Origin of the sequence: Streptococcus mitis, from assembly GCF_946188615.1 — a bacterium.
Taxonomy (GTDB): Bacteria; Bacillota; Bacilli; order Lactobacillales; family Streptococcaceae; genus Streptococcus; species Streptococcus mitis_BZ.
Genome location: NZ_CAMHVK010000002.1, coordinates 111,722 through 124,655 on the forward strand (window position 1 = coordinate 111,722; position 12,934 = coordinate 124,655).

Genomic DNA, 12,934 nt, shown 5'->3' on the forward strand with positions numbered 1-12,934 from the left:
GATTTTCATTGAGTGTAAATAAAAAACAGAACTAGCATGAACTAGTCCTGTCTATTGTTACCCAATCACACTTCCATTCGGTACAGCTGGATCAACTGTGAGAAGGGTTAATTTTCCATCATGTTCAGCTGATAGGATCATACCTTGGCTGACATATTTCTTCATCATTTTACGTGGTTTGAGATTGGCAACGATTTGGACTTTCTTGCCGACCAATTCTTGTTCGTTTGGATAGTATTTTGCAATTCCTGAGAGGATTTGACGATCTTGACCATCACCAGCATCCAAGCGGAATTGAAGCAACTTATCTGAACCTTCTACTTTAGACACTTCTTTGACTTCTGCGACACGGATTTCGACCTTGTCAAAGTCTTCAAACTTGATTTCTTCCTTGTTTAGTTTGAGTTCAACTTCGTCTGGATTCCATTCTTTTTCGACGGCTGGTTTGTTACCTTCCATTTGTTCCTTGATATAGGCGATTTCTTCTTCCATATCCAGACGTGGGAAGATTGGTGTTCCCTTAGCAACTACAGTCACACCTGCAGGGAAATCAGCCAATTTCAAGTTCTCAAGGCTAGCAACTTCTGCTAAACCAAGTTGAGTCAAAACTGCACGACTGGTTTCCATCATAAATGGCTCAATCAAGTGAGCAACGACGCGAAGGCTGGCTGCCAAGTGGCTCATAACACTTGCCAATTGATCGCGTAGTGCTTCATCCTTTGCCAATACCCATGGAGCTGTCTCGTCTATGTATTTGTTAGTACGAGAGATAAGGGTCCAGACTGCTTCAAGTGCACGTGGGTAGTCAACTGCTTCCATGTAGGTGTGGTAGTCAGCGATTGATTGTTCTGCAACGTCAGCAAGAGCATGGTCAAACTCTGTTACACCTTCTACATAGGCAGGGACTTGCCCCTCAAAGTACTTATTAATCATGGAAACAGTACGGTTGAGGAGGTTTCCAAGGTCATTGGCCAATTCGTAGTTGATACGACCTACATAGTCTTCTGGAGTGAAGGTTCCGTCTGAACCAACTGGAAGGCTACGCATGAGGTAGTAACGAAGCGGATCTAGTCCATAACGCTCTACCAACATTTCAGGGTAAACGACATTCCCTTTAGATTTAGACATTTTGCCGTCTTTCATGACGAACCAACCGTGAGCAATCAAACGATCTGGCAATTTGATATCGAGCATCATAAGAAGGATTGGCCAGTAGATTGAGTGGAAACGAAGGATATCTTTTCCTACCATGTGGAAGACTGTTCCATTCCAGAACTTGTCAAAGTTACCATGTTCGTCTTGACCGTAGCCAAGTGCTGTCGCATAGTTAAGAAGGGCATCAATCCAAACATAGACAACGTGTTTTGGATTAGATGGCACTGGCACACCCCATGTAAAGGTTGTACGAGAAACTGCCAAATCCTCTAAACCTGGCTCGATGAAGTTGCGAAGCATTTCATTCAGACGACCATCTGGAGTGATAAATTCAGGATGGGCTTTGAAAAATTCTACTAGACGGTCTTGGTACTTGCTAAGACGAAGGAAATAAGACTCTTCAGATACCCATTCCACTTCGTGACCTGATGGAGCGATACCACCAGTCACATTTCCAGCTTCATCACGGAATACTTCTGCAAGCTGGCTTTCTGTAAAGAATTCCTCATCTGATACTGAATACCAGCCAGAGTATTCACCTAAATAGATGTCATCTTGAGCAAGCAAGCGCTCAAAGACCTGTGCGACAACTTTTTCATGGTAGTCATCAGTTGTACGGATAAATTTATCGTATGAGATATCTAGTAATTGCCAGAGTTCTTTGACTCCAACTGCCATCCCATCAACATAGGCTTGAGGTGTAATCCCAGCTTCTTCTGCTTTCTGCTGGATTTTCTGACCGTGCTCATCAAGACCTGTCAGATAAAAGACATCGTAGCCCATCAGGCGTTTGTAACGTGCTAGGACATCACATGCGATGGTTGTGTAGGCAGAACCGATATGAAGTTTACCAGATGGATAGTAAATCGGTGTTGTAATATAAAAATTCTTTTCAGACATAATTTTTCCTTTCCAGGCAAATGAAACCTGTTTTTCTAACACTTCATTATATCACATTTTTAAGGATTTTCGATAGAGAAATCTATACAAAAACAAGATAGACGAGTGTCCATCTTGTTTATTCTATTCATAACGAAGGGCTTCAATTGGATCAAGTTTCGATGCCTTGTTGGCTGGCAAAACTCCAAAAATCATACCCACGCTAGCCGAAACTGCAAGACTAAATAGGGCAACTGGGATTGATACTCCTACTTCTATACCAGCTATCAATCCTTGCAAGAGTAGACCAGCTATAGCTGTTAAGCCTGTCGCAATGGTTAGACCAATAACTCCACCAAGCAGGGTCAAAATCATGGATTCAATCAAAAACTGAATTAAAATATTGGCACGCGTTGCACCCAAAGCCTTACGGAGACCAATCTCACGCGTACGCTCCGTCACCGAAACCAGCATGATGTTCATAACACCAGTCCCTCCAACAAAAAGTGAAATTCCTGCAATGGCACTAATAATCGTAGTTATAAAACCGAACATTTGTTGTACTTCTTGGAAGGCTGCAGTCGCATCTGACACCTGATACTCCCCTTGCTGAAGACCAGCAATCTCGGTCAATTTTCTAGCTAATTCTGGTCCCACTGTTGGTGTCAAACTGGTATCATTGACACGGAAGACAATATCAGAAATTTCATCCATATTGAAGTTATTGGCAAGAGAAATATTAGTCGTAATTGGAAGTCCACCAATACCAAAAGTCTTGGCAGTCTTGGCCTCATCGCTGGTATAGACACCAATGACACGATAGCTAAAGCCACCAACATCTATAACCTGGTTAACAGCTTCTTGAGCAGATCCAAACAGGCTATTAGCAAGTTCTTGGTCTAGCAAAATGACACTGGCCACATCTTTATAATCCTGAGCTATGAGACTGCGGCCTGCAACAATTTCATTTTCAACCGCCTTCATGTAAGTAATATTTCCACCTGTCAAGCTAGCGCGCTCCACTTTTTTGTCTTTATAAGACAGGGTGGTATTGGTCGAGTTGGTTACATAGTAACTATCTACACCTTTAACTTTAGCAGCCTCCTTGACCCAAGCTTCTTGTGGTTTTGGTGGCTCCACAGGAACATCCTCTTCTTTCCCAGAAACCGTCAAAGCTGATTGCTTTTGGGTAAAAGAACCATCTTTGCTTTTGATAGGCGAGAAAAAGACATGGATATTCTTCTGTGACTTGGTCATATTTTTATTAACCTGACGAGACATGGAATCTCCCAGAGCCATAATCACAACAACAGATGACACACCAATGATAATCCCAATCATAGTGAGAAATGAGCGCATCTTGTGGGCCATGATAGATGAAAAGGCAAATTTCAGATTCTGCATCTTAGTTTTCCTCCTTTTCTAACTGAGCACTGTCAGACGAAATAACTCCATCCCGAATGACAATCTGGCGTTTAGCATAAGCAGCGATCTCAGGCTCATGCGTTACCATGATAATGGTTTTTCCTTCTTTATTTAGTTCAACTAATAATTGCATGATTTGATTACCTGTTTTGGTATCCAAGGCTCCTGTCGGTTCGTCCGCTAGGATAATAGAAGGATTGTTTACCAAGGCACGCGCAATAGCCACACGTTGCTTTTGACCACCAGATAATTCTGAAGGTAAATGGTGACTACGCTCAGTCAATTCAACCTTATCTAGATATTCCTCAGCTAACTTGCGCCGTTTTGAAGCCGAAACTCCTGCGTAAATCAAGGGCAATTCTACGTTTTGCAGAGCATTAAGTTTGGATAGAAGAAAGAACTGCTGAAAGACAAAACCAATTTGTTGGTTGCGGACCTTTGCTAGTTGTTTTTCACCAAGTCCAGCTACTTCTTGGCCTTCAAGATAATATTCTCCACTGGTTGGTGTATCCAACATGCCAATGGTATTCATGAGGGTTGACTTACCTGAACCGGATGGTCCCATGATGGCAACAAATTCACCCTCATTCACTTCTAGGTTGATATTTTTGAGAACCTGCAGTTCTTGGTCACCGTTACGGTAGCTTCTGCAGATATTTTTTAGACTAATTAGTTGCTTCATCAGCCTTCACCTCTTTTCCTTCCTCTAGAGAAGACGTTGGGTTACTGATGACCTTGACTCCATTTGTCAGACCTGAAGTGATTTCTTGGTTGTCTGCATCAGCATTGCCCAAACCAACTTCCACTTTCTTGGCCTTTTTCTGCTCGTCAAGCACCCAGACATAGTTCTTATCATTTTCAGTCACAACACTTGTTAGAGGAACCAAAATGGCTTTACTCTTATTCTTGACCTCAACACTTACTGAGAATCCTTGTTTCAAATCACCGATTTCACTTGTGACATCGATGGTATATGGATATTTAGAACCAGAATTACCACCTGCTGCGGCAGTAGCTGCACTTGCTGCTTCACCATTATTTTTAGGGTAGTCAGAAATGTAGCTAATCTTACCAGTCCAGCTCTTATCTTGGTAAACTTTAGAAGTAAAGGTTACTTCTTGACCAACAGATAGGTTGGCAAGGTTATATTCAGATAGTTCCCCCTTAACTTGCAAGTTTTCATTGCTAACGACATGAACTACCACCTGGCTAGCTCCAGTTGGAGATTTAGAAACATTACGGTTGACTTCGACCACAGTTCCCTCTAGGGTACTGAGAACCGTCATTGCATCCAACTGACTTTGAGCCTTGCTTAATTGCGCTGCTGCATCTGCACGAGCATCACGAGCATCACCTAGTTGTGCATCAATAGATGATACTGCGTTTCCTGAGACTGGAGCTGGAGTCTGCCCTGCAGCTCCTTCGCCTCCTGCTGGCGTTGGCAACTGTGGAGCCGGAGCTGAAGCAGCTTCATTTCGTGCTTGATTTAGTTCGTTGATATGACGATCTGCCTTCGCAACTGCTCGACTCGCTGAATCATAGGCCGCCTGGGCTTCTGAACTACTGTACTTGACTAAAGCCTGTCCTTCGCTGACCTTATCACCCACAGAAACAAGGATTTCATCTAAATCTCCCTTACTAGCATCAAAATAAACATACTGTTCATTTTTTGCTGTTACTGTCCCTGACAATAAAACAGAGGATGCGACGCTTCCTTCCTTGGCAACAACAAGATGAGTAGGCTCATCTTTTACAGCAGTCTGAGAAGGTTGTCTAAAGAGTAAAATCCCCCCAGCACCTAATACAACTACACTGGCAGCACCGATTGCTGCATACAATTGCCATTTTTTAGCTTTACGATTCTTTTTCATAATGAAACTCCTTTTTGATTTAAAGTCCTTAACAATATTATATAAAAATTAGCAAATATAAACAATAACAGTTCAGAACGAAATAATGACATTTCAGGATCCACTTATTCTTCGGAATTTATTTTTATTGTTATTGTACTAGTTATATAATACACTTTATTTTCCCTTTTTGCAAGCCTTTTCTTTAATTTTTTTGAACGTAGCAGATTTTTGCAATCACATCAAAAAAAAGATAGAATATGACTATCAAAAAATGACACTCTACTATTTAAAGGAGTACAAAGGAGTTTTCAATGAGAGAATATGATATCATTGCTATCGGTGGAGGTAGCGGAGGAATTGCTACCATGAACCGTGCTGGTGAACACGGAGCCAAAGCGGCCGTTATTGAGGAAAAGAAACTAGGTGGAACCTGTGTCAACGTCGGTTGTGTTCCTAAGAAAATCATGTGGTACGGAGCACAAATTGCTGAGACTTTCCATCAATTTGGAGAAGACTACGGTTTTAAAACTACTGATCTTAACTTTGACTTTGCAACCCTACGTCGCAATCGTGAAGCCTACATCGATCGCGCTCGTTCTTCTTATGATGGCAGTTTTAAACGCAACGGTGTAGACTTGATTGAAGGTCATGCTGAATTTGTAGATTCTCATACTGTCAGCGTAAATGGTGAGCTGATTCGTGCTAAACATATCGTGATTGCTACTGGTGCCCATCCAAGTATTCCAAATATTCCTGGTGCTGAACTAGGTGGTTCTTCTGATGATGTATTTGCTTGGGAAGAATTGCCAGAGTCAGTTGCCATTCTAGGTGCCGGCTATATTGCTGTTGAATTGGCTGGTGTTCTCCACACTTTTGGTGTCAAGACAGATCTCTTTGTTCGCCGTGATCGTCCTTTACGTGGTTTTGATTCCTACATCGTTGAAGGTTTGGTAAAGGAAATGGAAAGAACAAACTTACCACTTCACACTCACAAAGTCCCTGTTAAGTTAGAAAAAACTGCTGAAGGCATTACCATTCATTTCGAAGATGGTACTAGTCACACAGCTAGTCAAGTTATCTGGGCTACTGGTCGCCGTCCAAACGTTAAGGGCTTGCAACTTGAAAAAGCTGGAGTAACTCTGAACGAACGTGGCTTTATCCAAGTAGATGAATACCAAAATACTGTTATTGAAGGAATCTACGCTCTAGGTGATGTAACAGGTGAAAAAGAACTAACTCCAGTTGCTATCAAAGCTGGACGTACCCTATCTGAACGTCTCTTTAACGGAAAAACTACTGCAAAAATGGATTACTCAACTATTCCAACTGTCGTCTTTTCACACCCTGCTATCGGAACTGTTGGTTTGACAGAAGAGCAAGCTATTAAAGAATACGGTCAAGACCAAATCAAGGTTTACAAATCAAGCTTTACGTCTATGTACTCTGCTTGCACTGACAACCGTCAAGAAACTCGTTTCAAATTGATTACAGCTGGTTCAGAAGAAAAAGTTGTCGGACTTCATGGAATTGGCTATGGTGTTGATGAAATGATTCAAGGATTTGCTGTTGCTATCAAAATGGGAGCAACCAAGGCAGACTTTGATGCAACTGTGGCGATTCACCCAACTGCATCTGAAGAATTTGTAACTATGCGTTAATCGAAACAACAGAAGCTGATACAAATGTGTCTGCTTCTTTTTTGATGTTTTCGAATCGATGAAAACAACTTAACCAATAAGCAAAATCGGCCGTTACAGTTTTTGTTACCTTGAATTTATAAATAGGTTGACAATAATTCCTCTTCGAGTATAATAGTTACTATACATTAGAAAAGAGGTTAACTATTTTGAAAAAAGCTCACGTTTATGCTATCCCTGCTATTGGGGCTGCTCTCATTGCTGTTTTGGCACAAATCAGTCTTCCAATTGGACCCGTTCCCTTCACTCTTCAAAACTTTGCAATCGGCTTGATTGCTACTGTCTTCAGACCGAGAGAGGCTGTACTTTCTGTTGGACTCTATCTTCTTCTAGGCGCTATCGGTCTTCCTGTCTTTGCAGGAGGTGGAGCTGGTTTTCAGGCTTTAGTTGGCCCCACTGCAGGCTATCTTTGGTTTTATCTCGTTTACTCTGGACTTACTTCCTCTCTAACCAACAGCAAGAGTGGGATTGTCAATATTTTTCTTGCAAACCTCTTGGGTGATGCCCTTGTCTTTGTCGGAGGGATTCTCAGCTTGCATTTCCTAGCTGGAATGGCATTTGAAAAAGCTCTTATTGTGGGGGTATTTCCCTTTATCATCCCAGACCTTGGTAAACTTCTGGCTATTAGTTTTATTAGCCGTCCATTATTTCAACGCCTTAAAAATCAGGCTTACTTTGCTAACTAAAAAAGGATATCGAGTTGTCATAACTCAATATCCTTTTCTTTCATTTTGAAAACTTATACTCAATGAAAATCAAAGAGCAAACTAGGAAGCTAGCCACAGGCTGTACTTGAGTACGGCAAGGCGAAGCTGACGCGGTTTGAATTTGATTTTCGAAGAGTATTAGTTGCCTTTAAAGGCATCCACCATGGTTTGAAATTCTTCATTGGAGAGAGTAATCCCTTTGCCCATTTTAGTATGATCTGGACTCCAAGCACGAATATCAAACTTTGCAGGAGCACCATTAAAGCTCACACGGTTGATTTCCTTGGTCCAACCTTTTTCGTTTTCAGAAAGAGTCAACAAGTGCTCTTCGATTTCAAATGTAAATTCTGCCATTTTCTTCTCCTTTTTTAGCTTTCATTAGTTTATTCGTAAAATCTTGTAGATTTTAGGAAAATTTTATATAATATTGATATAAAAGAAGGGAGGCCACTATGAGACATAAATTCCAGCAAGTTCTAGATAAAATACATGACTTTTTAAATGGACATGATCAACCTGACCATACTGAAAGCAACTCCCTTACAGCCACTATTGAAGAGGCTATCCAGAAACAAACCGCTGTTCACCTTATCTTGTCAGAGACAAGTTTTACAGGTGACATCATCAAATACGATCAGCAACGCCAGCAAATTATCGTGAAAAATTTTGCCAAAAATGTGACCCGTATTATCCGCATAAGCGATATTCAACGCCTGCGATTTGTCCCTTCAACCGTCCAAACAGCCCAAAAAAATAGATTTAAGAAAGAGTGAGATGTAGTTGCTTCATCCCACTCTTTTTTCTTAGCGAATTTGTTCAAAATGTAAATGAACTGCGATATGATCTCCATAACCACTTCTTTCCAAGTCACGTTGTAGACGATAGGAAATGTAGTGTTCTGCAATGGTAATGTAACCTGCACCCAGTAAACGATGTTCAACCATAGACTGAATCATGCTGATGGTAGCACGTTCCACCTTGGCTTCTTCCAAATCCAAAACCACTTTCTTAGTGACTTGTGCAAGGTTTTGACGCAAATCATCTGTCAATACATAGACAGTCTGGGCTGCCTTTAAGATAGCTTGGTAAATCTTATCTGGATTAAATTCAGCAATTTCTCCATCACGTTTGATTACTTGCATAGGTTTCTCCTTTATTCTTTGTTTTCTTTGATTTCTGCCAGCATTTTTTCTTCTTCTGCTGTCAGTTGATAATGTTCAAGCAAATCCGGTCTGCGTTCATAGGTTTTCTTCAAACTCTCATACAATCGCCACTGACGAATCTTTTCATGGTGACCACTCATCAATACATCTGGTACAACCATACCTCGATAATCATAGGGACGTGTGTACTGAGGATATTCAAGAAGGCCAGAAGAAAAACTATCATCTTGGTGGCTGGACTCCTTGCCAATCACTTCTGGAATCAGGCGAACCGTCGCATCAATCATGGTCATGGCCGCCAATTCTCCACCAGTTAAGACATAGTCACCCAGGGAAATCTCATCTGTCACCAAGGTCTTAATACGCTCATCATAACCCTCGTAGTGCCCACAGATAAAGATTAGCTCTTCCTCTTGGGACAAATCCTCAGCATAAGCCTGATCAAACTGCTTTCCAGCAGGATCGAGGAGAATGACGCGCGGATTTTTCTTTTCAATAGCATCAAAGGCATCGAAAATAGGCTGTGCTCGCAGCAACATCCCCTGACCGCCTCCATAGGGCTCATCGTCGACATGGCGGGCCTTTTCAGCATATTCTCGAAAATTATGATACTGGATATCCAAGAGCCCTTTTTCACGAGCCTTTCCAACGATTGAGTGCTCTAGCGGAGAAAACATCTCTGGAAAGAGGGTTAAAATATCAATCTTCATCGTCTAACCCTTCTAAGATTTCCACATCGACGCGGTTATTTGGAATATCAACATTGAGAACCACTGGTGGAATATAAGGCAAGAGTAAGTCACGCTTGCCTTTTCGCTTGACCACCCAGACATCGTTGGCACCTGGTTGCAGGATTTCCTTGATGGTTCCAATCAAGTTATCACCCTCATATACTTCCAAACCGATAATCTCGTGATAGTAGAATTCACCATCGTCTAGGTCATTCAAATCTTCCTCAGCAACCTTGAGACTGTATCCCTTGTACTTTTCAATAGCATTGATATGGTACATATCTTTGAATTTAATAATATCAAAGTTCTTCTGTTTACGGTGACTAGCGATGGTCACTGTTTGAACAAACTGATCTTTTTCATCAAACAAGGCCAGCTCAGCACCTTTTTTAAACCGTTCTTCTGCAAAATCCGTCACAGACAAGACTCTCATCTCACCCTGCAATCCTTGCGTATTGACGATTTTCCCAACATTAAAGTAGTTCATCTTGTCTCCTGTAGTCTATTTCTTTCCATCTTATTCTGACAATTCTCGAATAATAGTCGCAATTTTTTCTGATTCTGACCATTGTAAATAATGGTGATTCCCTCCTAAAATGAGTTTAGTATTGGAAGTCCAATATTCTGATTCTCTGTACTCTTTTTCTCTATAAGGCTGACAAAAAATAAATACAGGGACATGAGATTGTATTGATAAATTCTCAAAATCTTCCTCAGTAATCTCTCCAGATATCTGAAATTCTGGATCTTGATTTTCCAACTCTAAGCCTTTTTCTTGCATTATTTCCCAGATTTCTTTATTAATTTCAGGGCTAAATGTTGCTTGAGTTAAGTTCTTAAAATAAAATTCAGGACCACACTCCTCAATCAGCCTCATCTGCTCTTCCATTTCTGGATAAGGATTTTCTGAAAAATCAGCAAACATGACGTTTTTAGTTGTCGGTTCAATTGCTACTAAAGCCTGACACTTAATTGGTTTGTTGAGCAATTTACAAGCTAAAATTCCACTCAAACTATGTACACAAAGTATATATTCAGAAATCCCTAATTCTTCAAGTACTTCATAAACCGCATCTGCAAGATTATCTAGATTTTTTCCAGCTTGGTCATGAATCGGACTCCTACCTGTGTTCGGAAAATCAATTGTCAAATAACCAATTGTAGGAGGAAGTTTTTCAAGTATAAGTGAAAAATTTTCATAACTTGGTAGCAAACCTGCGCCACTTAAACAAACTAGTATTTTCTTTTGCTTTTGATAAGTAACAGAGAGACTACCAATTTCTGTAGATACTTCAAACCTCTTCATAAAGAAATCCACTCGTTCTATATAATGAATTATTAAAAATCCTTATCCTTTATTTTATCACGTTCCAAAGATTTTCTCAAGTTAGAGGAAAATACATAGAGGGCCCGCTATAGTCCAAAAAGTGCTAATATTTTCCTCTTTAATGTTAATTTATATTTGAAAGATGAGATATTTACATTCCCGTTATACATATTGCTATAAAATGTATATTCCCCAATTTCACCCTGACTTGTTTTCCATTTCATTCTTAAACTAGGCATATTCTCTGGTAAATTTGTATGAATCAATAAGCATGTATAATTCTTTAAATTTTTAACTGTATGCAGTTTATTATTTACAATCAAACAATCGTTTCTTGAATCATAGTTTAAAGAATAAAATTCTACTATTTCAATATCAACTTCTTTGGGATAAAAAATCAAATGATTAAAAGGTTTGCTACTTATATTATGTGTAAATTCATGAATATAGTGAAAATTTGTATGTAAAGATTCAAACTCGAATGGTTTAATTTCCTTGATTTCAATATTATTGATATAAACCTTATTTTGGAACGTTATCTTTATAATCACAGCAATAAATGTTGCAATTTGTAAAATTCGTAATAGCCAATCAATATACATTGACCAATCTATGTTAAAAACACAATCAATATTCATTCTTTTTTCAGTTTTCTTTCAAAAAGCCTTCCAAATCTCGTTCATGCTGATATTTGATAGCCGCCTTTTTGTCTTTTTCAAAAATGGTCTTGGTTAGATCTATGTCGTTGATGGCCGCAATTGCGACAGTGTAGTGAATGATATCAGCCAATTCTTTTGCTAGTTCCTCGTTCGAATCTTGAACTCCCTCTTTTCGACCAGAGCGTCCATTTAAAACCTCAGCAACTTCTCCAACTTCTTCTACTAGCTTAATAAAAAGCCCTTCTTCTGTTCTAGATTGTCGGTAATGGTCAAGTAAATATTCCTCTAGTTGTCTAACTGTTAAATCTCTCATTCTTTCTCCTTGCAAAAAAAGCGAGACATTCGTCCCGCCCTTCTTATTTTTCGTCAATAACGATTCTTACTTTTTTGTCTTCAGTTGGGACAGAGTAGACAATCGTTCTTATCGCAGAAATAGTGCGACCCTTACGACCGATTACACGACCCACATCGCTTTGATCAAGATCCAAATGATATTCCAAAAACTCTGGTGTATCTTCAATCTTGATAGTTAAGGCATCTGGTTGTGAAATCAAGGGTTTCACAATCGCAATAATGAGATTTTCAATCGTATCCATCTGTCAACCTACTTTAAATTTATTTTGAGAATTTAGAATCGTGGAATTTCTTCAATACACCTTCTTTTGAAAGGATGTTGCGAACTGTATCTGAAGGTTGAGCTCCATCAGCCAACCATGCAAGAACGCGGTCTTCTTTCAAAGTTACTTGGTTTTCAGCAACAAGTGGGTTGTAAGTTCCAACTGTTTCGATGAAACGTCCGTCACGTGGTGAACGTGAATCTGCTACGTTGATACGGTAGAAAGGTTTTTTCTTAGAACCCATACGAGTCAAACGGATTTTAACTGCCATTTTTAAAGTCTCTTTTCTTATTTTTTATTTCGGTGAAATAGCTGAGCTATTTAGCACATGTTCTATTATATCAGATTTCTGACAGGTGTCAAGAAAAAAACTTGACAGACTATAAAATTTTTACACCATTTATAAATTGGTTAGACTAATAAAGATAAATTAGAAAGAGAAACTTTATGAATACTACAATAGAGAACATTTACAAAGACCATCAAGTCAAAACCTTTATCTCTCCTGAACGTGATGTGGATGCTTGGCTCCTAAATCCCAAGCCCGTTCCTAAACGAAATATGGTACTACTTAAAGACAATCTCCTGGCAGGAGATATCATTCTACTATGGAGAATCCACTTTGGAACTTTTACCACCGAAACATGATTTTAAAAATTTCCATTCGAATATGATTCAAAATTCTCTTAAAATCAACGTTTTCTCGTTTTTTTAGAAAACA

17 protein-coding genes are annotated in these 12,934 nt (G+C 39.7%); 4 read left to right on the plus strand and 13 right to left on the minus strand.

All coding sequences use genetic code 11. The annotated features are described in order from the left end of the window. Positions 1-57: 57 nt before the first annotated feature. The 4 genes from metG to OCF95_RS02385 all read right to left on the minus strand — a co-directional run bounded on the left by metG (position 58) and on the right by OCF95_RS02385 (position 5,333). Entirely contained in the window at positions 58-2,055 is a 1,998-nt protein-coding gene (gene metG / locus OCF95_RS02370) for a methionine--tRNA ligase (RefSeq protein WP_261104825.1), read from the minus strand. 123 nt (positions 2,056-2,178) lie between these two features. Continuing rightward, complete coding sequence (locus OCF95_RS02375; RefSeq protein WP_033681670.1) at positions 2,179-3,438, minus strand: ABC transporter permease; 1,260 nt, start codon at positions 3,436-3,438, stop codon at positions 2,179-2,181. 1 nt (position 3,439) lies between these two features. Further along, positions 3,440-4,141 (minus strand): ABC transporter ATP-binding protein, encoded by a 702-nt coding sequence (locus tag OCF95_RS02380; protein WP_000811471.1) that lies wholly within the window; start codon positions 4,139-4,141, stop codon positions 3,440-3,442. Next, positions 4,125-5,333, minus strand: coding sequence for an efflux RND transporter periplasmic adaptor subunit (locus OCF95_RS02385; RefSeq protein ID WP_261104909.1), 1,209 nt, complete (start codon positions 5,331-5,333; stop codon positions 4,125-4,127). The genes OCF95_RS02380 and OCF95_RS02385 overlap by 17 nt, the downstream gene beginning before the upstream one ends. 290 nt (positions 5,334-5,623) lie before the next feature. Here OCF95_RS02385 and gor point away from each other — a divergent pair, with 290 nt between their 5' ends. Continuing rightward, the gene (gene gor / locus OCF95_RS02390; RefSeq protein ID WP_125447780.1) at positions 5,624-6,970 is read left to right on the plus strand and encodes a glutathione-disulfide reductase; all 1,347 of its coding nucleotides are present in this window, start codon (positions 5,624-5,626) and stop codon (positions 6,968-6,970) included. Between the two features lie 188 nt (positions 6,971-7,158). Beyond that, complete coding sequence (locus OCF95_RS02395; protein ID WP_261011205.1) at positions 7,159-7,695, plus strand: biotin transporter BioY; 537 nt, start codon at positions 7,159-7,161, stop codon at positions 7,693-7,695. Between the two features lie 159 nt (positions 7,696-7,854). Here OCF95_RS02395 and OCF95_RS02400 read toward each other — a convergent pair whose 3' ends face one another. Then, positions 7,855-8,070 (minus strand): YdbC family protein, encoded by a 216-nt coding sequence (locus OCF95_RS02400; protein ID WP_000807422.1) that lies wholly within the window; start codon positions 8,068-8,070, stop codon positions 7,855-7,857. A 98-nt stretch (positions 8,071-8,168) separates the two neighbouring features. Between OCF95_RS02400 and OCF95_RS02405 the strand changes: the two genes are divergently transcribed. Beyond that, complete coding sequence (locus tag OCF95_RS02405; RefSeq protein WP_084926479.1) at positions 8,169-8,489, plus strand: hypothetical protein; 321 nt, start codon at positions 8,169-8,171, stop codon at positions 8,487-8,489. A gap of 30 nt (positions 8,490-8,519) precedes the next feature. Here OCF95_RS02405 and OCF95_RS02410 read toward each other — a convergent pair whose 3' ends face one another. The 8 genes from OCF95_RS02410 to rpsP form a co-directional block, all read right to left on the minus strand. Next, a complete protein-coding gene (locus OCF95_RS02410) occupies positions 8,520-8,858 on the minus strand; it encodes an ATP cone domain-containing protein (RefSeq protein ID WP_001196040.1) in 339 nt (112 codons plus the stop codon). Between the two features lie 11 nt (positions 8,859-8,869). Then, the gene (gene trmD / locus OCF95_RS02415) at positions 8,870-9,589 is read right to left on the minus strand and encodes a tRNA (guanosine(37)-N1)-methyltransferase TrmD (protein ID WP_261104826.1); all 720 of its coding nucleotides are present in this window, start codon (positions 9,587-9,589) and stop codon (positions 8,870-8,872) included. Further along, entirely contained in the window at positions 9,579-10,097 is a 519-nt protein-coding gene (gene rimM, locus OCF95_RS02420; protein WP_001105892.1) for a ribosome maturation factor RimM, read from the minus strand. The genes trmD and rimM overlap by 11 nt, the downstream gene beginning before the upstream one ends. A 30-nt stretch (positions 10,098-10,127) precedes the next feature. After that, positions 10,128-10,916, minus strand: a complete 789-nt coding sequence (locus tag OCF95_RS02425; protein ID WP_261104827.1) for an alpha/beta fold hydrolase — start codon at positions 10,914-10,916, stop codon at positions 10,128-10,130. Positions 10,917-11,023: 107 nt separating this feature from the next. Beyond that, positions 11,024-11,575, minus strand: a complete 552-nt coding sequence (locus OCF95_RS02430; protein WP_023943056.1) for a hypothetical protein — start codon at positions 11,573-11,575, stop codon at positions 11,024-11,026. A 7-nt stretch (positions 11,576-11,582) separates the two neighbouring features. Continuing rightward, positions 11,583-11,909 (minus strand): MazG nucleotide pyrophosphohydrolase domain-containing protein, encoded by a 327-nt coding sequence (locus OCF95_RS02435; protein WP_033688581.1) that lies wholly within the window; start codon positions 11,907-11,909, stop codon positions 11,583-11,585. A gap of 43 nt (positions 11,910-11,952) precedes the next feature. After that, the gene (gene kphA / locus OCF95_RS02440; protein ID WP_000379617.1) at positions 11,953-12,192 is read right to left on the minus strand and encodes an RNA-binding protein KphA; all 240 of its coding nucleotides are present in this window, start codon (positions 12,190-12,192) and stop codon (positions 11,953-11,955) included. A gap of 19 nt (positions 12,193-12,211) precedes the next feature. Next, complete coding sequence (gene rpsP / locus OCF95_RS02445) at positions 12,212-12,484, minus strand: 30S ribosomal protein S16 (protein WP_000268760.1); 273 nt, start codon at positions 12,482-12,484, stop codon at positions 12,212-12,214. 176 nt (positions 12,485-12,660) lie between these two features. Here rpsP and OCF95_RS02450 point away from each other — a divergent pair, with 176 nt between their 5' ends. Beyond that, positions 12,661-12,861, plus strand: a complete 201-nt coding sequence (locus tag OCF95_RS02450) for a hypothetical protein (protein WP_001098347.1) — start codon at positions 12,661-12,663, stop codon at positions 12,859-12,861. Positions 12,862-12,934: the final 73 nt, after the last annotated feature.